This window comes from Enterobacter asburiae (assembly GCF_024599655.1).
In the GTDB taxonomy this organism is placed as follows: domain Bacteria; phylum Pseudomonadota; class Gammaproteobacteria; order Enterobacterales; family Enterobacteriaceae; genus Enterobacter; species Enterobacter asburiae_D.
Map to the genome: position 1 here is coordinate 379,237 of NZ_CP102247.1, position 20,771 is coordinate 400,007.

Genomic DNA, 20,771 nt, shown 5'->3' on the forward strand with positions numbered 1-20,771 from the left:
GCACAATCCCCGTCGGGTAAGGTAAAGTACCCCTCCTTGCGCGGCCAGAAGGCTGCGATTTTGAGGGCGAAGAGGCTGATTAACGGCCCGCCCTTTTCTGTTCCTGGTTTACGCCAGTTTGCATGGTGTTGTGTTTTGTCTGCCAAAAGGGTTTTGTATGTCTGCTGCTCATCTCGGTTTCCCGACGGAAACCGTTGTTGTCTTTGTGGTGATGGCCGTTGGGGCGATGTTTATCGACCTCTTTATGCACCGTCACGATAAACCTGTCTCGCTGAAAAGCGCGGCGATGTGGTCCATTTTCTGGGTCATGATGGCGATGGCCTTCGCCGGATTCCTCTATGTTCATCACGGCGCCGAGATGGCGAGCCTGTTCCTCACCGGCTATGCGCTGGAAGAGGTGCTCTCCGTCGATAACCTGTTTGTGATGATGGCGATTTTCGCCTGGTTCGGCGTGCCGGATAAGTACCGTCACCGCGTGCTTTACTGGGGCGTTCTGGGGGCGATTGTCTTCCGCGGCATCTTTGTGGCGATTGGGACAAGCCTGTTGAGTCTGGGGCCTTACGTAGAAGTGATCTTCGCGCTGGTCGTCGGCTGGACGGCGGTGATGATGCTCAAACGCAATGAAGAGAGTGACGAAGTGGAAGATTACTCGGGTCATCTCGCCTATCGTCTGGTGAAGCGTTTCTATCCGGTCTGGCCGAAAATCAGCAGCAACGCCTTTATTCTGACGCAGAAAGAGGTGGATGCGGAGCTCGAAAAACCGGAAAACCAGGACGTGACGGTGGGTCGCGTGAAGAAGGCGAAGCGCTATGCGACGCCGCTGCTGCTTTGCGTGGCCGTCGTCGAGCTCTCTGACGTGATGTTCGCGTTTGACTCCGTGCCGGCCATTATTGCCGTGAGCCGCGAACCGCTGATTATCTACAGCGCCATGATGTTCGCCATTCTCGGCCTGCGTACGCTTTACTTCGTGCTGGAAGCGCTGAAGCAGTATCTGGTGCACCTCGAGAAAGCCGTGGTGCTGCTGCTGTTCTTCGTGGCGTTCAAGCTGGGGTTAAATGCCACCGACCACTTCTGGCATCACGGTTACAGCATTGGCGCGACGGCCAGCCTGTTTGTGGTATTAGGCGTGCTGGCGCTGGGGATTATTGCGAGCGTGATGTTCCCGGGGAAACGTGAGGCCTGATACACCGCCCGGTGGCGCTTCGCTTACCGGGCCTACTGTTCGAATGTAGGCCGGGTAAGGCGCAGCCGCCACCCGGCAAAAAGGCTACTTGATGGGTGAATTCCGGCGCTTGCGCGGGTGATGGAAGTGCCGCCAGTGCGGATCCTGCGCCGCCGCCAGCAGCTCGTGGTCGCCGCGGGTATCTCCCCAGGCGCGCAGGTGATAGGCGTTCAGATCGCCATACACTTTTTCCAGCCTTGCCACCTTCTGGGCGCAGCGGCAGTTATTGCCCGTGATGCGCCCTGTCAGCTTGCCGTCTTTCACTTCCAGCTGCGTGCCAATCAGCTTAATGCCGAGCTTATCAGCCCACGGCTGGAGCACCAGCGCCGGGGACGCGGAACAGATGGTCACCTCCGCACCGGAGTTCACCTCAGCCGCCACTGCCAGAACCCCTTCGGGGCGCATCAGCTTGTTCCAGTATTTTTCGCAAAAGGCTTCCGCCTGCTGGCGCAGCCAGTGTTCATCCACGCCCGTCAGGAACGTTTTAATCAGCACTTCCTTCAGCTCATCGCGCGTCAGCTTGCGGCGCACGCAGTGGAGCGTGGGCAGCGCCATACGCACCAGGCGGCCCGCGAAGTAACGTTTACCGAAGGCAAAACGCAGGAAAGGAATAAAGCTGTCGTGGTGCGTTAATGTCCCGTCAAAGTCAAAGACAGAGAGCACGCTGGATTTTGCCACCGTCTCGTCGGCAATCATATTGGTCATAAATACGTCTTAGCTGAAATACACATTCTGCGGATCAGTTTACCTGCTTTAGCTGGACAGTCCTTATATCGCCACCATTTTTTTCTCGATCTTGCGATCTCAAAGTGAGTCCATTTTTGGCCTCGATAAGGATTGGTGAAAAAACGAACTGTCTATATTATCGCCACATCGCAAGATATTTCGGGGAACCATTGGGCCCCACAGGTAAGGAAAAACTCACTCACTACTTCTTTCTTGATATGACTCTTAGATCGCTTATTTCAATCCTCACGTTAAGTTTTGCTTCGTTTTCCGCGTTCAGCTTTCAACTCCCAGCGTCGATGCTATCGATGAACAGTGAGCTGGCAGTATCACCGGCGAAATCTGCGCTGCTGCATCAGGAAACAGGTCCGCTGCGCTCGCGTATTCTCGATCAATACCAGAAGTGGAAAGGCACCCAGTACCGGTGGGGCGGAACCACGCATCGCGGGGTGGATTGCTCCGCGCTCGTGCAGCACCTGTTCACCGATGCGGCGCATCTTAATTTGCCGCGCACGACGAGTGAACAGATCCATCGCGGCGTGCAGGTCGCGCAATACCGTCTGAGAGCCGGCGATCTGGTCTTCTTCCAGACCGGCCCGAACCGCAAGCACGTCGGCGTTTATATTGGCAATAGCCAGTTTATTCATGCCTCAAGCAGCCAGGGGGTAACGGTCTCAACCCTGACTGATGATTACTGGCAGGCGCACTTCATTACCGCCCGTCGGGTTGCAGGCAGTGCGGCCTGACACCGTCAGATGATGTCATCCACGACGCCGCCGTCGACGCGAAGCGCCGCGCCCGAGGTGGCGGAGGCCTGTGGCGAACAGACATAAATCACCATATTGGCCACCTCTTCAACCGTGGCCGCGCGCTGGATAACCGAGCTGGGGCGGTTGGCCATCACAAACTCTTTTGCCAGCTGCTCCAGCGATTTGCCGGTTTTTTCGATTTCATCTTTCATCATCTCTGCGAAACCGTCTGACATCGTCGGGCCTGGCAGTACGCTGTTGACCGTCACGCCGCTTCCCGCCACGAACTTCGCCAGCCCGCGCGCCAGCGAGAGCTGCGCCGTTTTGGTCACGCCGTAGTGGATCATATCCGCCGGGATATTGCAGGCCGACTCGGAGGAGATAAACACCACGCGTCCCCAGCCTTTCTGCACCATACCCGGCAGCAGGGCGCGGGACAGACGCACGCCGGACATCACGTTGGTCTGCCAGTAACGTTCCCAGGTCTCATCGTCGGTGGCATAGAAATCCTGCGGACCGTAAATCCCGGCGTTGTTGACCAGGATATCGACGTTATTCGCCACCTTCAGAAGCGATTCGACCCCTTCCGCCGTGCTGAGATCGGCAATTGCGGCGCGCACCTGCACGCCCGGCACCACCTGCTGTAGCTGCTGAATGCCTTTATTCACCGATTCCGTGCTGCGGCCATTGACGATCACTTCCGCACCGCTTTCTGCCAGACCTCTGGCAATGGCGAACCCGATCCCGCCGGTTGAGGCGGTCACCAGCGCCACTTTCCCCGCAAAGTCGATTTTCATCATCTGCTCCTTATCGTTTAAACGTTCGGACCTTAAAGCGTAGCAGGTGAGGATGACGGCTCCTGGCTAAAAAGGCGCAACAGCGTCTCAACCTGCTCATCAAGCGGGGCGAGGGAGCGCTTTACAATCAGGTGAAGCGGCGTTGCTCTGCGCGCGCCGTGGCTCAGCGGCAGACGTTTCAGTACGCCTTGATCCAGCTGGGTCTGGATGCGTTCCTCTGGCAGCCAGCCGTAGCCGACCTGAGAGACGACGGCCTCTATGGCGGCATCGATGGTGGAGAAGGTCCACGATTCACCGGCAGCATGCGCGGCGGGCTGGCTGTCCGCAATCTGGATAAGCGGCCACGGGCGCAGCATCTCATCATTTAGCGGCGCGTCGAGGTGAAAGAGGGGATGCTGGTGATGGGCCACGGCAACAAAGTCGATATTCATCAGCCATTCGCCGAGCCCGGTAATGTCCTGGCGGCGGGTTAAGATCATCACATCGGCTTCGTCGTTAATGGCGTCGGCGCGGGTATTTTCCAGCACCTCGGTGAGTCGTACCTGGGTTTGCGGATACTGCTGCTGGAACTGACGCAGGATGGCGAACAGGCGGCGGCGCGGGAAAATGGAGTCCACGACCAGATCCAACCGCGTGCGCATCCCGTTGCGAAGGGTCGCTGCGCGCGTCTCAACGTACGAAAACGCTTTCAGCAGCGGTTTAACCTGGTTGAGAAGCAGTTCTCCCGCCGGGGTTAACACCGCCCGTCGCCCCTCCGGGACCAGCAGCGCCACGCCCAGCCGCTCCTGCAGCAGCGACAGGTTATAGCTCACCGAGGACTGGCTGCGGTGGGTTTCTTCCGCGGCTTTGGCAAAGCTGCCCGCTTCCACGACTCGTTCCAGTAAAGACCATTGTTCCAGCGTCGTCTTGTGCATGATTTATCTAAAATTTGGATGAATTTGATTAAAACATAGCGTTATTCATTCATTTTTTGAAGGGGTACGATCGTCTCATCAAAACAAAGGAGACATCTTATGAACACCTTCGACAAACACGACTTAAGCGGCTTCGTTGGCAAACACCTTGTTTATACTTACGATAACGGCTGGAACTACGAGATTTATGTAAAAAATGAGACCACGCTTGATTACCGTATTCACAGCGGTCTCGTGGCCAACCGTTGGGTGAAAGATCAGCAGGCTTACATCGTGCGGGTAGGGGAAAGCATCTATAAAATTTCCTGGACCGAGCCAACCGGTACCGACGTCAGCCTGATTGTGAACCTGGGCGACAAACTGTTCCACGGCACCATCTTCTTCCCACGCTGGGTAATGAACAACCCGGAAAAAACCGTCTGCTTCCAGAACGACCATATTCCGCTGATGAATAGCTATCGCGATGCGGGCCCGGCGTATCCAACGGAAGTGATTGATGAGTTTGCCACGATCACCTTCGTGCGCGACTGCGGTGCAAATAATGAAAGCGTTATCGCCTGCGCGGCCAGTGAATTACCGAAAAACTTTCCAGATAACCTGTAATAAGCGCGACAATTAACTAAAAAGAAAAGTTCCCGGCTATTTCATATTATTTTGAAATAGCCGGGATTTTTTTTGTTTGTTGAGGATTGGTTTAAAGCAATTCATTTCAAAATGTTGCGAAAGATCACATTAAAAATATTTAATAGTAATTTAACTTGTTGTTTTTCAACTAACTGCTAGTTGTCTTATAACGTTGCAAACGTTGTCTTAATTTTTCCCTAAGGAAAGAGAGCTACTTTGATATAAGTTTATGGTTCGTTGAAATAAACGGGCTGGCATTTGGTTAATATCAAAAACATGCCATTTATATTGCAAGGAAATTAATAATGAGTGATTTTCTGCCTTTTTCGCGGCCGTCGATGGGCGCTGAGGAAATTGCGGCGCTTCAGGACGTTTTGATGTCGGGCTGGATCACCACGGGGCCTAAGAATCAGGAACTTGAAGAGGCATTCTGTCAACTTACCGGTAATCAGCATGCGATTGCCGTCTGTTCAGCCACCGCAGGTATGCACGTCACGCTGATGGCGCTGGATATTGGCCCGGGCGATGAAGTTATTACCCCTTCCCAGACCTGGGTCTCCACGCTGAATATGATCGTACTGCTGGGCGCCACGCCGGTCATGATCGATGTGGACAAAGATACATTAATGGTGACACCAGAAGCCGTTGAAGCCGCCATTACCCCACGTACCAAAGCCATTATTCCCGTTCATTATGCCGGCGCGCCGTGTGAAATCGACGCCATTCATGCCATCGGTGAACGTCACGGTATTCCGGTTATTGAAGATGCGGCCCATGCCGCTGGAACCTACTACAAGAACCGTCATGTGGGCTGGAAAGGAACGGCGATTTTTTCCTTCCACGCCATTAAAAATATGACCTGCGCGGAAGGTGGCTTAGTCGTCACGGATAATGCCCAGCTGGCACAGAGGATCCGCAGCCTGAAATTCCATGGTCTGGGCGTAGATGCCTATGACCGCCAGACGCACGGTCGTGCGCCGCAGGCGGAAGTGATCGCGCCGGGCTATAAATACAACCTGGCGGACATCAACGCCGCGCTGGCGCTGGTGCAGTTAGGCAAGCTGAAAGAGGCCAACAGGCGCCGCCAGGAAATCGCCGAACGCTACCTGCGGGAGCTTGCCGATACGCCGTTCCAGCCGCTCACCATTCCGTCATGGCCGCACGTGCACGCCTGGCACCTGTTTATTATTCGCGTTGATGAAGCGCGCTGTGGAATTTCCCGCGACAACCTGATGGCGGTGCTGAAAGAGAAAGGCATCGGTACCGGCCTCCACTTCCGCGCGGCGCACACCCAAAAATACTACCGCGAGCGTTTTCCTGATGTATCGCTCCCGAATTCTGAATGGAATAGCGCGCGTATTTGTTCCCTCCCTCTTTTCCCGGATATGACTCATGACGACACAACCCGTGTCATTACCGCACTCCATCAGCTTGCAGGACATTGATATGTTCAGTGCACCGCCCGTACAAAAAGTTTCCGTGGTCATCCCGGTTTATAACGAGCAGGAGAGCCTGCCCGAACTGATCCGCCGTACAACGGCCGCCTGCGACACGATGGGCAAGGCTTACGAAATTCTGCTGGTGGATGACGGCAGTAGCGATAATTCCGCGCTGATGCTGACCGAGGCCGCGCAGGCTGAAGGCAGCCACATTGTGGCCGTGCTGCTCAACCGCAACTACGGCCAGCACTCGGCGATTATGGCGGGGTTTAGCCACGTCACGGGCGATCTGATCATCACCCTGGACGCTGACCTGCAAAACCCGCCGGAAGAGATCCCGCGCCTGGTCGCCAAAGCCGATGAAGGCTATGACGTGGTTGGCACCGTTCGCCAGAACCGTCAGGACAGCCTGTTCCGCAAGCTGGCCTCACGCACGATTAACCGACTGATTCAGCGCACGACCGGCAAAGCGATGGGCGATTACGGCTGCATGCTGCGCGCCTACCGCCGCCATATTGTCGACGCCATGCTGCATTGCCATGAGCGCAGCACCTTTATTCCGATCCTCGCCAACACCTTTGCCCGTAAGGCAACGGAAATTCCGGTTCTGCACGCCGAGCGCGAGCACGGGGAATCGAAGTACAGCTTTATGCGTCTCATCAACCTGATGTATGACCTCATCACCTGCCTGACCACCACACCGCTGCGTCTGCTGAGCGTTTTCGGCAGCATCATCGCCGTGGCCGGGTTTGCGCTGTCCGTCCTGCTGGTGGTACTGCGACTGGTCTTTGGCCCGCAGTGGGCGGCGGAAGGTGTCTTCATGCTCTTTGCCGTGCTGTTTATGTTCATCGGCGCCCAGTTTGTCGGGATGGGCCTTCTCGGTGAATACATTGGCCGTATTTATAACGATGTTCGCGCGCGTCCGCGCTACTTTATTCAACGTGTTGTCCGTCAGGAACACAAAGCATCTCAAGAGGAAATTCACCCATGAAAGCTGTTGTATTTGCCTATCACGATATGGGGTGCACGGGCACGCTGGCCCTGCTGGAAGCGGGCTATGACATTGCGGCAATCTTTACCCATCCGGACACGGCCGGAGAGAATAACTTTTTCGGCTCTGTGGCGCGTATCGCCGCCGAGCGTGGGATCCCGGTTTACGCGCCGGACGACGTAAACCACCCGCTGTGGGTGGATCGCATCCGCGCGCTCGCGCCTGACGTAATCTTCTCGTTCTACTATCGCAACCTGCTTTCCGACGAGATCTTAGGTCTGGCCGCAAAAGGCGCCTTTAATCTTCACGGTTCTCTGCTGCCCGCCTACCGCGGCCGCGCTCCGCTGAACTGGGTGCTGGTGAACGGTGAAACGGAAACGGGCGTGACGCTGCACCGCATGGTGCGCCGCGCTGACGCGGGCGCTATCGTGGCACAGCAGAAGGTCGCTATTGATGCGGACGAAACGGCGCTGCAGCTGCATCAAAAGCTGAATGCAACGGCGCAGACGCTGCTGCGTGATGCCCTTCCAGGCATCCTCAACGGCACCTTCAGCGAGACCGCGCAGGATGAGAGCAAGGCAAGCAGCTTTGGCCGCCGCACGCCGGAAGATGGTCGTCTGGACTGGAACAAGCCCGCCCGCCAGCTGCACAACCTGGTGCGCGCCGTGACCGACCCGTGGCCGGGCGCGTACAGCTTTGCTGGCGTAAGCAAATTTATCGTCTGGAAATCCCGCGTGCGTGACGATATTCCGGCTGCCAAACCGGGCACCGTTGTCTCTGTCTCCCCGCTGATTGTAAGCTGCGGCGAGCAGGCGCTGGAGATCGTCACCGGACAAACCGACAACGGCCTGTACGTTCAGGGCACGCAGCTGGCGCAGTCTCTGGGTCTGGTGGCCGGGGCGCTGATCACCAGCGCCCCGGTTGTTGCCATCAAACGCCGTACCCGCGTGCTGATCCTCGGCGTGAACGGTTTTATCGGTAACCACCTGACTGAACGTCTGCTCAAAGACGATAACTATGAAATCTACGGTCTGGATATCGGCTCTGACGCCATCAGCCGTTTCCTCAACAACCCGCGTTTCCACTTCGTGGAAGGGGACATCAGCATCCATTCCGAGTGGATCGAATACCACATTAAAAAATGCGACGTGGTGCTGCCGCTGGTCGCCATTGCCACCCCGATTGAGTACACCCGTAACCCGCTTCGCGTGTTCGAGCTGGACTTCGAAGAGAACCTGAAGATCATCCGCGACTGCGTGAAATACGACAAGCGCATCATCTTCCCGTCCACGTCTGAAGTGTACGGTATGTGTACCGATAAGAACTTCGATGAAGACACCTCCAACCTGGTGGTCGGGCCGATCAACAAACAGCGCTGGATTTACTCCGTCTCCAAACAGCTGCTGGACCGCGTGATTTGGGCCTACGGTGAGAAAGAAGGCCTGCGCTTTACCCTGTTCCGTCCGTTCAACTGGATGGGCCCGCGTCTGGATAACCTGAACGCGGCGCGTATCGGCAGCTCCCGTGCGATCACCCAGCTGATCCTGAACCTGGTGGAAGGCTCGCCAATTAAGCTTATCGAAGGCGGGAAACAGAAACGCTGCTTTACCGATATCAGCGACGGTATCGAAGCGCTGTTCCGCATCATCGAAAACAAAGATAACCGCTGCAACGGTGAAATCATCAACATCGGTAACCCGGACAACGAAGCGAGCATTCGCGAGCTGGCCGAGATGCTGCTGGCCAGCTTTGAGCGTCATCCGCTGCGCGATAAATTCCCGCCGTTTGCCGGTTTCCGCGAAGTGGAAAGCAGCAGCTACTATGGTAAGGGCTACCAGGACGTTGAGCACCGTAAGCCAAGCATTCGCAACGCGAAGCGCTGCCTGAACTGGACGCCGACGGTGAAGATGGAGCAGACCATTGATGAGACGCTCGATTTCTTCCTGCGCACCGTGGAGCTGTCGGAACAGGACTCATGAAAAAAGTCGGTTTACGCATTGATGTCGACACCTTCAGGGGAACGCGTGACGGCGTACCCAAACTGCTGGAACTGCTGAGCAAGCACGGTGTGCGTTCCAGCATTTTCTTCAGCGTGGGGCCTGACAACATGGGACGCCATTTATGGCGTCTGGTTAAACCGGCATTTCTGTTCAAAATGCTGCGCTCGCGCGCAGCATCCCTCTACGGCTGGGATATTTTGCTGGCCGGCACCGCCTGGCCCGGCAGACGCATCGGCGCGGGTAATGAAGCCGTTATCCGTGAGGCGGCCCGGCTACATGAGGTCGGCCTGCATGCCTGGGATCATCATGCCTGGCAAGCCTGGGCGGGCGTCTGGGATATCCCGCGTCTGTCCCGTGAGGTCGAGCGTGGGATGCTGGAGCTGGAGGCCATTACCGGCCAGCCCGTGCGCTGCTCCGCCGTGGCGGGATGGCGTGCGGATCAGCGCGTCGTTAAAGCCAAAGAAGCCTTCGCGTTTCGCTACAACAGCGATTGCCGCGGAATCGGGCCCTTTTTGCCGCTGTTAGGCGAAAATCGCTACGGTACCGTGCAAATTCCGGTCACGCTTCCCACCTGGGATGAAGTGGTCGGACGCGAGGTGAAGGCTGATGAGTTCAATCGCTACATTCTGGACCGCATCCATCGTGACGCCGGTACGCCGGTGTATACCATCCATGCCGAAGTGGAAGGGATTGCGTATCAGCATGATTTCGATGAGCTGCTGACGATGGCCGCTCAGGAGGGCATTGAATTCTGCCCGTTGAGCGAGCTGCTGCCGGACGACCTCAGCACCCTGCCGGTGGGCAAAGTCGTACGCAATGAAATGGCTGGCCGGGAAGGCTGGCTTGGCTATCAACAAACCGTGAGTCCGGTCCCATGAAAACAGCCCGTTATGGCTTAGCGCTTCTCGCACTGTTTATCGTTTACTACCTCATTCCGGTCGATATTCGTCTGCTCTGGCAGCCTGATGAAACGCGCTATGCGGAAATCAGCCGCGAAATGCTGGCATCCGGAGACTGGGTTGTCCCGCATTTTATGGGGCTGCGTTATTTTGAAAAACCGATTGCTGGCTACTGGATCAACAGCATCGGGCAGTTGCTGTTCGGGCACACCAACCTCGCCGTGCGCGCCGGGTCCATATTCTCCACCGGGTTAGCGGCGCTGCTGGTCATCTGGATGGCCTGGCGTCTCTGGCGAGATAAGCGGACAGCCATTTTCTCCGGTCTTATCTTCCTGACCCTGTTCCTGGTGTATGGCATCGGCACGTATGCGGTGCTGGATCCTATCATCACCCTGTGGCTGGTGGCGGCGATGTGCAGCTTCTGGCTGGCGTCACAGGCCCAAACCGTTGCCGGAAAAGCGGGTGGCTATGTGCTGCTTGGGCTGGCCTGCGGGATGGGGGTGATGACCAAAGGCTTCCTGGCGCTGGCGGTACCGGTGATTGGCGTGCTGCCGTGGGTAATTGCCCAGAAGCGCTGGAAAGAGGTGCTGATTTTGGGCTGGCTCGCGATCCTGAGCTGCGTGCTGATTGTTCTGCCATGGGGGCTGGCTATTGCGCAGCGTGAGCCTGACTTCTGGCGTTACTTCTTCTGGGTTGAGCATATTCAGCGTTTTGCCCAGAGCGACGCGCAGCACAAAGCCCCGTTCTGGTACTACATACCGTTCCTGATCGCGGGCAGCCTGCCGTGGCTGGCGCTTTTGCCCGGTGCGTTTCGCCTCGGCTGGAATGACCGACAAAACGCGGGTGGCGGGTTCTATCTGCTGGGTTGGGTGGTGATGCCGCTGCTGTTCTTCAGCATCGCCAAAGGCAAGCTGCCGACCTATATCCTGCCGTGCTTTGCCCCGCTGGCTATCCTGATGGCCCGCTATGCCTGCCTCGCGGCGGAGAAAGGTGCCAAAGCGTTACGCATTAACGGCGGGATTAACCTGGCGTTTGGCGTTATCGGCGTGGTGGCGGCGCTGGTGGTCTCGCCGTGGGGACTGTCGAAGCATCCGGTCTGGACGTCGGTTGAACTGTATAAAGTCTTCTGTGCGGTGGTGGCGTTCCTTATCTGGGCGGCGGTAGGCTGGTTTACGCTCAGGCAGAGCCAGCAGCGCTGGTGGCTGGCGGCACTGTGCCCCGCAGGGCTGGCGCTGCTGATTGGTTTTGCCATTCCTAACCTGGTGGTGGATTCCAAACAGCCGCAGTCGCTGGTGGATACCGTGCGCGAGCCGCTGCAGGAGAGTCGATTCGTGCTGGCCAATAACGTTGGCGTGGCCGCGGGCCTGGCGTGGGAGCTGAAGCGCAGTGACATCACCCTGTTTGGTCAGAGCGGCGAACTGCGCTACGGGCTGGATTACCCCGATGTGAAAGATCGTTTTGTCAGTGAGGACGACTTCGCGCAGTGGCTGGCAACGCATCGCCAGCAGGGCCGCGTGTCGCTGGTGATGCTGCTCTCAAAACGCGACGATATTTCACAGGCGAATTTACCGCAGCCGGACAATCTCTATATTCAGGGGCGTCTGGCCGTGCTGGAGTATCTGCCGAAGTGATGACCTGGATCTGGCTGATACTGGCAAGCCTGCTCAGCTGCGCGGGGCAGCTGTGCCAGAAACAAGCCACCCGTCCGGCGAAAGCCGGGCGGCGTGGGGCGCATATCGCGCTGTGGCTGGGTCTGGCACTGCTTGCGCTGGGCAGCGGGATGCTGGTCTGGCTGGTGGTGCTGCAACGGCTGCCCGTCGGCGTCGCCTATCCTATGCTGAGCCTCAATTTTGTCTGGGTGACGCTGGCGGCGAAGGCGTTCTGGCGTGAGAACGTCGCGCCGCATCACTGGCTGGGGGTAGGGTTCATCATTATTGGGATTATTGTGCTAGGAGGGAGCCTGTGAAAGGCGCGTTCTGGGCCTTATGCAGCGTGCTGTTAGTCAGCGCGGCGCAGCTGTTGCTGCGCGAGGCCATGCAGGCACTGCCACCGGTCAGTGAGATCCAGGTGTTTGTTTCCGCGCTGTGGCACTTCTCGTCCGGCACCGGTGCGCTGATGCTGGGGTTGATGGGGTACGTGGCCTCGATGGGCTGCTGGTATCTGGCGCTGCACCGTATGGCGCTCAGCAAAGCCTATGCCCTGCTGAGCCTCAGCTATATTCTGGTGTGGGGCGCCGCGATCCTGCTGCCGGGCTGGGAGGAGCGCTTCTCCTGGCACGGGCTGGTGGGCGTCGGGTTTATTATTCTGGGTGTGTTAGTGATTTTTCTGCCCCGAACGTCCCAACGTGAATAATCGACTCGTGGGTCAGGGTATAAGGGGTCGATGTGCAGACGGCAAGGCTCAGCGATCCGACCTGTAGCTGACTTACCGCGTGCGTCTGCGCGGTGCTGTCGATGCTGACAATCTGCCAGGCGCTGCCGCCACGCTGTTTCACAATCGCTTCTTTCCGCGTCCAGATGCGCCAGAACGCGGAAAGTCGTTCCTCGGGCGCTTCACGCTCCAGCTCATGATGCTCGGTCATGCTGAATACCGCATTAGCCAGCGCCTGCCAGTTCTTCCTCGGGCGAATCACTTCGATATCACAGCCGACTTCGCCTTCATCGCTCATCAGCAGGGCGATATCGTCACCGCTGTGGCTCAGGTTGAACCACAGCGGATCCCCCTTCGCAAAGGCCGGTTTGCCCTGCTCGCCGTAAATGATGTCGGGGAGCGGGCGAGGGGATAACGTTCTGGCGAGCAGCGTCCTCCCGGCCAGCCAGGAGGCCTGTCGGGCGCCCTGAGGTGCCCTGTCTGCGAGCGTTGACGCCAGCGGGTCCGCGCAAAGAGTGGAGATTTTTCCCAGTACAAACTGGTACATAGTTACGCCCAGCGTTTAATGATAATCGAGGTGTTGATGCCGCCAAACGCGAAGTTATTGCTCTGCAGATACTCGCAGTCAATCTGACGGGCTTCTCCCATAATATAATCTAAAGCACCGCATTGCTCATCCGGCTGCGTTAAATTGAGCGTCGGGGCAAACCAGCCTTCACGCATCATCTGCAAACTCATCCACGCTTCCAGCGCGCCGCAAGCCCCTAACGTATGGCCAAAATAGCTCTTCAGCGAGGAAACCGGCACGTTGTCACCATAGATAGCCGCGGTGGCCAGGCTTTCGGCGATATCACCGCGATCGGTGGCGGTACCGTGTGCGGAGATATACCCCATATCCAGGGCGCTTAATCCCGCCATGGCCAGCGACTGCTCCATGCAAATCTGCATGGTTTCACGCTGAGGCTGGGTGATATGGGCCGCGTCACAGTTAGTGGCAAAGCCCACGATTTCGCCGTAGATCGTGGCCCCGCGCGCTTTGGCATGCTCCAGTTCTTCGAGGATCAGGGTACCCGCACCTTCCCCAATCACCAGGCCATCGCGCTGCGTATCAAATGGCGATGGGGTGTGTTTAGGCGCGTCATTGCGCTGGCTGGTGGCGAACAGCGTATCAAATACCGCCGCTTCAGATGGACACAGCTCCTCCGCGCCCCCCGCGACCATCACGGTCTGATACCCGTGGCGAATCGCCTCCCAGGCGTAGCCAATCGCCTGGCTGCCGGAGGTACAGGCGCTCGACGTCGGGATGACGCGGCCGCGTAACCCAAAGAACAGGCCAGTATTCACCGCGGTCGTGTGCGGCATCATCTGGACGTAGGTTGTCCCGGTGATGTTATTGGTGTGCTTTTCGGTGAGCATGGTCGCGAATTCGCTGACCGGTCCGGTACTGCCCGTGGATGAGCCATAGGCGATACCCGTTTGCCCGTTGGTGAGCACCGCTTCGCCAATCAGTCCCGCCTGCTCCAGCGCCAGCTCGGTGGCGCGGGTCGACATCAACGACACGCGGCCCATGGCGCGAATGCGCTTGCGGGTATAGTGTTCCGGCAGCGTGAAATCGTCGATCGGCGCGCCCAGCAGGGTGTGCAGGCCATCATACACCTGCCATTCCGGCATTTTACGCACCGCGTTTTCATACGCCAGCAGCCTGCTGGAAACGGATTGCCAGTTTTCGCCAAAGGCGGTCACGCCGCCCATGCCCGTAATCACCACGCGACGCGTCATAGCATTCCTCCGTTAATGGAAATGACCTGGCGGGTGACGTACCCCGCAATATCTGACATCAGATAGCTTGCCAGCCCGGCGACTTCCTCAGCCTGGCCCATACGTTTCATTGGAATGATGGACATCGCCTCTTTCAGCGCGGCCTCTTCCATCTCAATCATGCCGGTATCAATCAGCCCCGGGGCAATACAGTTCACGGTGATTTTGCGTTTTGCCAGCTCGATCGCCAGCGCTTTGGTGGCGCCGATAATGCCCGCTTTCGCCGCGCTGTAGTTCACCTGACCGCGGTTGCCCATCACGCCGGACACGGACGATAAGGTGATAATGCGCCCCCCTTTACGGGTGCCAATCATCGGCATAACGCAGGGGTGAATGACGTTATAAAAACTGTCGAGATTGGTGTGGATAACGCTGTCCCAGTCGTCTTCACTCAGTGCCGGAAAGGCGCCGTCGCGCGTAATCCCGGCGTTACTGACCACGCCATACCATGCGCCATGGGCTTCAATTTCCTGCTCCAGCACCTCGCGGCACTGTTCGCGGTTGCCCACATCAAAGGCGAGTAAACGACCGTTGCCACCCGCCTGCGTGATGGCGTCCAGCGTCTCCTGCGCGCCTGCGGCATCACGATGGTAATGCACGCCTACGGTAAACCCGTCGGCGGCAAGCTGGCGGGCGATGGCGCGCCCTATGCCTTTGCTGGCCCCTGTGACCAGTACGGAACGACTCATGCGTTAGATCCCTGATTAAAAAGCGATGTTAATTCTTCTGCGCTCGGCTGGAAGGTGTTGACCCGGCCCGTGGCCAGCGTCTCTTCATCTGCGGAAATCGCGCATTCAAAACTGCCGAAGCGTTCGTCCTGCATCAGCAGTTTTACGGTGATGTCCAGCGTCAGCCCCTGCGTAAAACGCCCGCTGGCGCAGATCAGCTCGCGCGCGCCGAGCACCATGCCCAGCGCAATATGATCCTGCCCCTGCTGCTGGCGATGCCAGCCCGACCAGACGCCGACGGTCTGCGCCATCAGCTCGAGCGCGTACCAGCCCGGCAGGTCGCCATCGGCATTCAGAAACGGTGCCAGGACGCTTTGCCTGTTGACCGCGACGCGGCAAACCGCCGTGTCGTCCGTGACGCACTCAACGGACGCCAGCAGCATCATTGGCGCATCGTGCGGCAAATAGTCGACGGGTAATAAGTAGCTCATGACGCTCTCCCCAGCAGAATACTGGCGTTATTGCCGCCAAACGCGAACGAGTTAGACAAAATGAACGGCTTTTTCAGGGCGGCGCGCTGGTGCAGCAGGCCGCACGGCGCCAGCGTGTCGTCCGGTGCGTAGCGGGCGAAGTCCTGCGGCGGCAAGGGCAGATCGCGCGTCAGGATCAGCCAGCTCAGGGCCGCTTCGGTAATACCGGCAGCGCCCAACGTATGGCCGGTAAGGTGTTTGGTTGAGCTGCAGGGCACGCTTTCCCCGAAGAGATCGTGTACCACCTGCGATTCAATCTGATCGTTGAGCGGCGTGGCCGTGCCGTGCAGGTTGATGTAGCCGATATCTTGCGGCTGCATGCCCGCTTCGTTAAGCGCCTGAGCGATAGCCCTTATCGCCCCTTCGCCCTGCGGATGCGGAGCGGAAATATGGTAAGCATCGCTGGATTCGCCCGTCCCGAGCAGCGCCACGTCGGCGGGCTCACGGCTCAGCACCATCAGCGCGGCGGCTTCACCGATGGTGATCCCCCGACGGTCGCGGCCGAACGGCTCGCAGAGCGTAGGGGAGAAGGATTCAAGGCTGTTAAAACCGTTGACGGGCATTCGGCTCAGGGTATCTGCTCCGCCGACAATGGCGATATCCACCAGCCCGGCTTCGATCAGGCGCTTGCCGCCGATCATCGCCCGCGCGCTGGAAGAGCAGGCCGTCGAGATCGTATAGGCCGGGCCTTCGAGCTGAAGCCAGTTGGCAAGGAAGCGGGACGGATCGCCCAGCTCCTGCTGCGGATACTGCCAGGGCGTGCTGGTCTCGCCGTCGGTCATGCGCCTAACGTGCTCATCGCCTTCATCCAGCCCGGAGGTGCTGGTTCCCAGCACCACGGCCACGCGGTCTCGGCCGACGCGGGCGATGGCCTCGTCAACGGTCGACTGAATCTGTGCCAGCGCGGCCAGCAGCAGCTGGTTGTTGCGGGTGCGGTGTGCGGACAAGGTGTCCGGGATGGTCGGCAGCTCGCCTTCCACGCCGCCCAGTACGGCTTCGGGTGAACCCTGCAGCCAGCCGGTCCGGGCGTGCATCCCCGGCGCCACGCCAGCCGTCAGGTTCTCGGCAATCTCGTCAGGCGAGTTGCCCAGCGCGTTGACCATGCCAACAGCGGAAATATAAATCATCTCAGTCACCCAGATATTGAATGGTGATGTGGTATTTGAATACGTGCTGCTCGATGCTGATCGGTTCGCGCTTGCCCTTGCGCTGCAGGTAGACAATCTCCGTCACCAGCTTGCCGCTGGCGTTGCGCAGCTCGCGTCGATCGCCATTGTCCGTTAACGTCCAGCCCTTGGGCAACTGTGGCTGCCAGGCGCTAATCGGCCAGTGGCTGAGCATCACGTCGGCCAGCACCTGGCTGGCTGGCGGCAGCTGCGGCACGACGATCGACTGCTCGGTATGAATACCGGTCTCATCGTACGTCGCCAGGAACAGGCGAATGCCCACGGAAGAGAGCCCGGCCAGCGTCACCTTATGCGCATCCGCGTTGAGCATCACCAGCAGAGACTGCGTTTGTCCGTTAAAGCTGCCGGTCAGCAGCTGTTGGGAGCTGACCGCCGGGCTAATGCCGGGTGGCGGGAGCGTAACTTTAGTTCCCGGCTGGAGCCAGGCCTGGGGACGCGTCTCTTTGGTATCGGTCGAATGGCTGCAGCCTGCCAGCAGCAGCGCCGCGGCCAGCGCGGCGGCGCGGTAAAAAGCGTTCATTTACGTTTTCTCTCTTTCTTATCCGGCATCGCCAGCGGAGCCAGCAGGAAGGCGGTAAAAATACCGCTCACCAGCACGATACCAAAGCTGCTGATGGCCTGGGTGGCGCTGAAGACGAGCATGCCCAGCGTGAGCAGCGTGGTCATCATGGCCAGCGTAATCGCCAGCATTGAGGTCAGCGGCGTACCGCGCGGGTTGCTGAAAAACAGCGTGTAGTTAATGCCGATGCCGAGCACCAGAACCAGCGCCAGCAGTGAAAACAGGTTCACCGGGTGGCCCGTTGCGGCCAGGACCGCCAGCCCGCAGCTCAGCGACAGCACGGACGGCACCAGGCTTATCAGCCCTTTACGCCAGCCGAGGCGCAGCATTGCCCCGCAGGCAATCACCGCCAGCGCGGCAAACAGTAGCCCCGTCAGCAGCGTGCGATAGAGGGCAAACAGGCTGTCAAAGCTGGCTTTGCGATCGACCCAGACGACGCCGTCATGGCGCGCGGCAAGTTCACCGAGATGCGCGCTATTTTTCGCGCCGTCCACCGGCACTAGCACGCCGCTTTCCCCGTCGGGCAGGGTCAGCCAGAGCAGACGCCAGCCTTCGCTGGCCGGGCTTTTCAGCCACGCGTCCACGCTGACCGGCATGGCGTCGAGATTCGGGGATACGGCGTTAAGCCCGGCGCTTTTCAGCACGTTCGTTACCGCAGGGGCAGCGTCGCGCAGCAGCGTAAGATCGCTTTTCTGGCGGGCCAGCGAGTTCAGCGGCAGGGTACGCCAGCGGACAATCTCTCCCGCTTTTTGCGCCTGTGCGAGCGCCGGGGTAAAGGCTTCCAGACGCTCCAGCGTTTGCTGAGGCGAGGCGCCATGAACCACAAACCATTTCTGATCGACGCTCTGTCCGGTCAGGGCGGTAATGGCCTTCTCCTGCGCCAGAATATCCTTCGGCAGGGCCTGCAGCTGGGCGATGTCGTCGTCCACCCTCAGGGTGCTCATCCCCACGGCGGAGAGCAGCGCCAGCGCGACGGGCAGACCAACGGACAGTTTTTTATTGCGTCGCCAGGCGGCCAGCCAGCGCAGCATCAGGACCATCAGCGGGACCGGGCGCACCGGTAAACCCCGGCACAGCCACGGATGCCAGAAAATCACCGTCAGGCAGGAGGCGCTCAGCCCCACGGCGGCGAATACCGCCATCTGGCGGATCCCGGGGAAGGGGGCCAGCATCATTATCAGGTAGGCGGCGACGGTCGTCAGCAGCGCCAGCAGCAGCGCATTGCGCACTTTCGCCAGGCTTTGCCAGGGAGAGTGCTCCGCGCCGTGTACCATCCGTTCGGTCAGGTAGTAGAGCGTATAGTCGGCTGAAATACCGATGATGCTCATGCTCATCACCAGCGTCATCAGGTGCAGTTCGCCAAAGAGCAGCAGCGTCACCACCGTGCCCGCCAGCGCGCCGATGGCAATCGAGAGCACGCTCAGCAGCAGCGGGCGCAGAGAGCGGAATACCGCCACGATGAGCAGGAACACGCCAAGCAGGGTGGCGATGCCCAGCGTCGAGACGTCGCGTTTGGCCTGCTGGCTGGCGTAATCGCTGTAGAATACCGTCCCGCGCGAAAGCAGCTGTGCCTGAGGGTAACGAGCTTTTAGCGTCTCCTGCAGCGCGTTAAGCGTCGTCACCAGCCGGTGGGTCTGCTGCATATCAAATGACGATCCTGCCAGCTCGCCGTGAAGCAGATACCAGTAGTTTCCCGCCTCATCTTTTGTGACCAGCCAGCCGTCCATCAGCCGCAGCTTCTGGCCGTTTTGCGCCAGAGCGAGCTGGGAGCCGCGCATCAGCATCAGGGGATCGTTTTGCAGCTCTTTGCCGCTGACGCCGGAAAAGGCCGAATAGAGCTGAGATAAAATCCACTGCGCCTGTGCTTCTCCGCCGTTTTGCAGGCGGGCGCGGGTGGCGGGATCGATCAGGCCATTTCGGTGCTGCCAGAAGAATTCTCCCCAGGCCTTTTGCCCGGCGGCGTCCATCGGGCCTTTGACCTTGCTGAGCGCGTCGCTGCTTTGCAGCAGCGCCAGCCACTGCTGCGCCACGTGCGGATCCGGCTCTTTGCCGGGGCTGACCAGCCAGACCAGCTGGCGGTCGAGACGCTGCATAAATCCGTCGTTGAGCGCTGGCGGGATCGCCCCCAGCGTCTGTTTCGGCAGCATGGCCAGCACGCTGCTGTTCAGACGCGCGCCGGGCAGCAGCGACAGCAGCACGCCCAGCAGAATCAGGCATAGCGTGGCCCACAGCAGCGCCGGGCGCAGGGATTTACGGTGCGGCAAAGCGTTGGCGTTCGTCATCGGTCAGGCTGGCGGGCGTCAGTTGGTGGCGTGAAAGAGCGATATCGGTCCGGTCGCCCTGTTTGTCGTTGAGACGAATCGTCTCCAGATAGGTCGCGCCGCCCAGATCGAGGGTGGCGAAAATCTTGTCCAGCGGCGTCGTTTTTGGCGTGAGCACCAGCGACCAGCGGCCCGCGCCCAGGTCTTTAAAATCGATGCGGAAGTTCTCTTCAAGCACCTTGCGGTCGGCCTGGAACAGGGCCCGCAGAAGATGGTTGAACTGGAACATCTGCGGATTATTGTCGGCAGTGATGGTCTGCGGCGGCTGGCCGTTAATTGCCTGAACCATCCGCTTGTCATCCAGCAGGAGCGTCATCGGAAACGGCGCTTTTTGATCCCACAGCAGGCCGCTGTCGCGGGCGATCAGCATCTCGCCCTGCGAGCGCAGCGGCTGCGGCATATCTTTTATCGTGCGAACCTGTTCGAAGTGCGCGCGCACCACGGGCTGCTCGGTGAAGCGCTGCTGCAGTTCATCCAGCGTCACGGCGCTGACCAGCGGGCTGACGATCAGCGCCAGCAAAGGCAACCATTTCATGGCGTCACTCCCATTCGTTCAAACAGTATTGCCGGGCTCACAAAGCACATTTCGCGGGTAGCTTCTTCTACCGCCACCTGGATGGTGTAACCGGTGGTGGTGCGTTTGCCGGTCTGCGCATCGAAAATTTGATAGGCAATGCGCAGGCGGTTTTCATACTCTTCAACGTGCGCGCGGACGCGAATACGCTGCTCAAAGGTCACCGCATCGCGGTATTTCACCCGGGTGTCGACGACGGGCCAGACGTAGCCGGAGGCCTTCATCTGGCGATAGCCATAGTCAAACTGATTGAGCAGCGCCTCGCGGGCGATCTCAAAGTAGCGGAAATAGTTGCCGTGCCAGACCACGCCCATCATATCGACGTCGTGGAACGGAACGGTGATCTCAACTTCAGTCGTAAAGCGGGGATCGGTCAGCACCCT

General features: G+C 58.9%; 22 protein-coding genes. 10 read left to right on the forward strand and 12 right to left on the reverse strand.

What is annotated here, in order from left to right; genetic code table 11:
- Nucleotides 1–157 precede the first annotated feature (157 nt).
- Nucleotides 158–1,183 (forward strand): TerC/Alx family metal homeostasis membrane protein, encoded by a 1,026-nt coding sequence (locus NQ230_RS01740; protein WP_121426160.1) that lies wholly within the window; start codon nt 158–160, stop codon nt 1,181–1,183.
- 84 nt (nt 1,184–1,267) lie between these two features.
- Here the strand turns inward: NQ230_RS01740 and NQ230_RS01745 are convergent, their stop codons facing one another.
- Nucleotides 1,268–1,927: an HAD family hydrolase gene (locus tag NQ230_RS01745; protein ID WP_023333743.1), complete on the reverse strand. Its 660-nt coding sequence runs from the start codon at nt 1,925–1,927 to the stop codon at nt 1,268–1,270.
- Nucleotides 1,928–2,166: 239 nt separating this feature from the next.
- Here NQ230_RS01745 and NQ230_RS01750 point away from each other — a divergent pair, with 239 nt between their 5' ends.
- Nucleotides 2,167–2,694: an NlpC/P60 family protein gene (locus NQ230_RS01750; protein WP_121426159.1), complete on the forward strand. Its 528-nt coding sequence runs from the start codon at nt 2,167–2,169 to the stop codon at nt 2,692–2,694.
- A gap of 5 nt (nt 2,695–2,699) precedes the next feature.
- On the opposite strand, the gene NQ230_RS01755 is transcribed toward NQ230_RS01750, so the two are convergent.
- The gene (locus NQ230_RS01755) at nt 2,700–3,494 is read right to left on the reverse strand and encodes an SDR family NAD(P)-dependent oxidoreductase (protein ID WP_047646797.1); all 795 of its coding nucleotides are present in this window, start codon (nt 3,492–3,494) and stop codon (nt 2,700–2,702) included.
- Nucleotides 3,495–3,526: 32 nt separating this feature from the next.
- Nucleotides 3,527–4,408, reverse strand: coding sequence for a LysR family transcriptional regulator (locus NQ230_RS01760; protein WP_257259703.1), 882 nt, complete (start codon nt 4,406–4,408; stop codon nt 3,527–3,529).
- A gap of 99 nt (nt 4,409–4,507) precedes the next feature.
- On the opposite strand from NQ230_RS01760, the gene NQ230_RS01765 reads away from it, so the two are divergent.
- From NQ230_RS01765 to arnF, 8 genes are all read left to right on the forward strand, one after another.
- Entirely contained in the window at nt 4,508–5,011 is a 504-nt protein-coding gene (locus NQ230_RS01765) for a phenolic acid decarboxylase (RefSeq protein WP_008503103.1), read from the forward strand.
- A gap of 326 nt (nt 5,012–5,337) precedes the next feature.
- Entirely contained in the window at nt 5,338–6,477 is a 1,140-nt protein-coding gene (arnB, locus tag NQ230_RS01770; protein ID WP_257259705.1) for a UDP-4-amino-4-deoxy-L-arabinose aminotransferase, read from the forward strand.
- Between the two features lies 1 nt (nt 6,478).
- Nucleotides 6,479–7,462 carry an undecaprenyl-phosphate 4-deoxy-4-formamido-L-arabinose transferase gene (gene arnC / locus NQ230_RS01775; RefSeq protein ID WP_023333737.1) on the forward strand — a complete coding sequence of 328 codons (984 nt, stop codon included), beginning with the start codon at nt 6,479–6,481 and terminating at the stop codon, nt 7,460–7,462.
- The gene (gene arnA, locus NQ230_RS01780) at nt 7,459–9,441 is read left to right on the forward strand and encodes a bifunctional UDP-4-amino-4-deoxy-L-arabinose formyltransferase/UDP-glucuronic acid oxidase ArnA (RefSeq protein ID WP_257259707.1); all 1,983 of its coding nucleotides are present in this window, start codon (nt 7,459–7,461) and stop codon (nt 9,439–9,441) included. The genes arnC and arnA overlap by 4 nt, the downstream gene beginning before the upstream one ends.
- A complete protein-coding gene (gene arnD, locus NQ230_RS01785) occupies nt 9,438–10,340 on the forward strand; it encodes a 4-deoxy-4-formamido-L-arabinose-phosphoundecaprenol deformylase (protein WP_257259709.1) in 903 nt (300 codons plus the stop codon). Before arnA ends, arnD begins: the two co-directional genes overlap by 4 nt.
- Nucleotides 10,337–11,992 carry a lipid IV(A) 4-amino-4-deoxy-L-arabinosyltransferase gene (arnT, locus tag NQ230_RS01790; protein WP_257259712.1) on the forward strand — a complete coding sequence of 552 codons (1,656 nt, stop codon included), beginning with the start codon at nt 10,337–10,339 and terminating at the stop codon, nt 11,990–11,992. Before arnD ends, arnT begins: the two co-directional genes overlap by 4 nt.
- Complete coding sequence (gene arnE, locus NQ230_RS01795; protein WP_193941805.1) at nt 11,992–12,327, forward strand: 4-amino-4-deoxy-L-arabinose-phosphoundecaprenol flippase subunit ArnE; 336 nt, start codon at nt 11,992–11,994, stop codon at nt 12,325–12,327. The genes arnT and arnE overlap by 1 nt, the downstream gene beginning before the upstream one ends.
- Nucleotides 12,324–12,713 (forward strand): 4-amino-4-deoxy-L-arabinose-phosphoundecaprenol flippase subunit ArnF, encoded by a 390-nt coding sequence (arnF, locus tag NQ230_RS01800; protein ID WP_159515079.1) that lies wholly within the window; start codon nt 12,324–12,326, stop codon nt 12,711–12,713. Before arnE ends, arnF begins: the two co-directional genes overlap by 4 nt.
- Here the strand turns inward: arnF and acpT are convergent.
- From acpT to NQ230_RS01845, 9 genes are read right to left on the reverse strand one after another with little or no spacing between them, the layout of a single operon-like run.
- Entirely contained in the window at nt 12,661–13,278 is a 618-nt protein-coding gene (acpT, locus tag NQ230_RS01805) for a 4'-phosphopantetheinyl transferase AcpT (protein WP_257259714.1), read from the reverse strand. The genes arnF and acpT overlap by 53 nt on opposite strands.
- A gap of 2 nt (nt 13,279–13,280) precedes the next feature.
- Nucleotides 13,281–14,510 (reverse strand): beta-ketoacyl-ACP synthase, encoded by a 1,230-nt coding sequence (locus NQ230_RS01810; protein ID WP_121426151.1) that lies wholly within the window; start codon nt 14,508–14,510, stop codon nt 13,281–13,283.
- Nucleotides 14,507–15,238 (reverse strand): 3-ketoacyl-ACP reductase FabG2, encoded by a 732-nt coding sequence (locus NQ230_RS01815; RefSeq protein ID WP_159515077.1) that lies wholly within the window; start codon nt 15,236–15,238, stop codon nt 14,507–14,509. Before NQ230_RS01815 ends, NQ230_RS01810 begins: the two co-directional genes overlap by 4 nt.
- The gene (locus NQ230_RS01820; RefSeq protein WP_193941781.1) at nt 15,235–15,708 is read right to left on the reverse strand and encodes a hotdog family protein; all 474 of its coding nucleotides are present in this window, start codon (nt 15,706–15,708) and stop codon (nt 15,235–15,237) included. The genes NQ230_RS01815 and NQ230_RS01820 overlap by 4 nt, the downstream gene beginning before the upstream one ends.
- Nucleotides 15,705–16,874 carry a beta-ketoacyl-[acyl-carrier-protein] synthase family protein gene (locus NQ230_RS01825; protein ID WP_257259719.1) on the reverse strand — a complete coding sequence of 390 codons (1,170 nt, stop codon included), beginning with the start codon at nt 16,872–16,874 and terminating at the stop codon, nt 15,705–15,707. The genes NQ230_RS01820 and NQ230_RS01825 overlap by 4 nt, the downstream gene beginning before the upstream one ends.
- A gap of 1 nt (nt 16,875) precedes the next feature.
- A complete protein-coding gene (locus NQ230_RS01830; protein WP_193941785.1) occupies nt 16,876–17,454 on the reverse strand; it encodes a DUF3261 domain-containing protein in 579 nt (192 codons plus the stop codon).
- The gene (locus tag NQ230_RS01835) at nt 17,451–19,775 is read right to left on the reverse strand and encodes an MMPL family transporter (protein ID WP_257259723.1); all 2,325 of its coding nucleotides are present in this window, start codon (nt 19,773–19,775) and stop codon (nt 17,451–17,453) included. Before NQ230_RS01835 ends, NQ230_RS01830 begins: the two co-directional genes overlap by 4 nt.
- Complete coding sequence (locus NQ230_RS01840) at nt 19,744–20,349, reverse strand: LolA family protein (RefSeq protein WP_008503088.1); 606 nt, start codon at nt 20,347–20,349, stop codon at nt 19,744–19,746. The genes NQ230_RS01835 and NQ230_RS01840 overlap by 32 nt, the downstream gene beginning before the upstream one ends.
- Entirely contained in the window at nt 20,346–20,768 is a 423-nt protein-coding gene (locus NQ230_RS01845; RefSeq protein WP_023309526.1) for an acyl-CoA thioesterase, read from the reverse strand. The genes NQ230_RS01840 and NQ230_RS01845 overlap by 4 nt, the downstream gene beginning before the upstream one ends.
- Nucleotides 20,769–20,771 lie beyond the last annotated feature (3 nt).

What these genes read in the sequence shown, in the direction of transcription:
- arnA (WP_257259707.1), top strand. Translation starts at nt 7,459, where the DNA reads ATGAAAGCTGTTGTATTTGCCTATCACGATATGGGGTGCACGGGCACG.
- NQ230_RS01755 (WP_047646797.1), bottom strand. Translation starts at nt 3,494, where the DNA reads ATGAAAATCGACTTTGCGGGGAAAGTGGCGCTGGTGACCGCCTCAACC.
- NQ230_RS01825 (WP_257259719.1), bottom strand. Translation starts at nt 16,874, where the DNA reads ATGATTTATATTTCCGCTGTTGGCATGGTCAACGCGCTGGGCAACTCG.
- NQ230_RS01760 (WP_257259703.1), bottom strand. Translation starts at nt 4,408, where the DNA reads ATGCACAAGACGACGCTGGAACAATGGTCTTTACTGGAACGAGTCGTG.
- NQ230_RS01830 (WP_193941785.1), bottom strand. Translation starts at nt 17,454, where the DNA reads ATGAACGCTTTTTACCGCGCCGCCGCGCTGGCCGCGGCGCTGCTGCTG.
- NQ230_RS01765 (WP_008503103.1), top strand. Translation starts at nt 4,508, where the DNA reads ATGAACACCTTCGACAAACACGACTTAAGCGGCTTCGTTGGCAAACAC.
- arnE (WP_193941805.1), top strand. Translation starts at nt 11,992, where the DNA reads ATGACCTGGATCTGGCTGATACTGGCAAGCCTGCTCAGCTGCGCGGGG.
- arnC (WP_023333737.1), top strand. Translation starts at nt 6,479, where the DNA reads ATGTTCAGTGCACCGCCCGTACAAAAAGTTTCCGTGGTCATCCCGGTT.
- NQ230_RS01840 (WP_008503088.1), bottom strand. Translation starts at nt 20,349, where the DNA reads ATGAAATGGTTGCCTTTGCTGGCGCTGATCGTCAGCCCGCTGGTCAGC.
- arnD (WP_257259709.1), top strand. Translation starts at nt 9,438, where the DNA reads ATGAAAAAAGTCGGTTTACGCATTGATGTCGACACCTTCAGGGGAACG.
- NQ230_RS01740 (WP_121426160.1), top strand. Translation starts at nt 158, where the DNA reads ATGTCTGCTGCTCATCTCGGTTTCCCGACGGAAACCGTTGTTGTCTTT.
- acpT (WP_257259714.1), bottom strand. Translation starts at nt 13,278, where the DNA reads ATGTACCAGTTTGTACTGGGAAAAATCTCCACTCTTTGCGCGGACCCG.
- NQ230_RS01745 (WP_023333743.1), bottom strand. Translation starts at nt 1,927, where the DNA reads ATGACCAATATGATTGCCGACGAGACGGTGGCAAAATCCAGCGTGCTC.
- NQ230_RS01810 (WP_121426151.1), bottom strand. Translation starts at nt 14,510, where the DNA reads ATGACGCGTCGCGTGGTGATTACGGGCATGGGCGGCGTGACCGCCTTT.
- arnB (WP_257259705.1), top strand. Translation starts at nt 5,338, where the DNA reads ATGAGTGATTTTCTGCCTTTTTCGCGGCCGTCGATGGGCGCTGAGGAA.
- arnT (WP_257259712.1), top strand. Translation starts at nt 10,337, where the DNA reads ATGAAAACAGCCCGTTATGGCTTAGCGCTTCTCGCACTGTTTATCGTT.
- NQ230_RS01835 (WP_257259723.1), bottom strand. Translation starts at nt 19,775, where the DNA reads ATGACGAACGCCAACGCTTTGCCGCACCGTAAATCCCTGCGCCCGGCG.
- NQ230_RS01815 (WP_159515077.1), bottom strand. Translation starts at nt 15,238, where the DNA reads ATGAGTCGTTCCGTACTGGTCACAGGGGCCAGCAAAGGCATAGGGCGC.
- NQ230_RS01820 (WP_193941781.1), bottom strand. Translation starts at nt 15,708, where the DNA reads ATGAGCTACTTATTACCCGTCGACTATTTGCCGCACGATGCGCCAATG.
- NQ230_RS01750 (WP_121426159.1), top strand. Translation starts at nt 2,167, where the DNA reads ATGACTCTTAGATCGCTTATTTCAATCCTCACGTTAAGTTTTGCTTCG.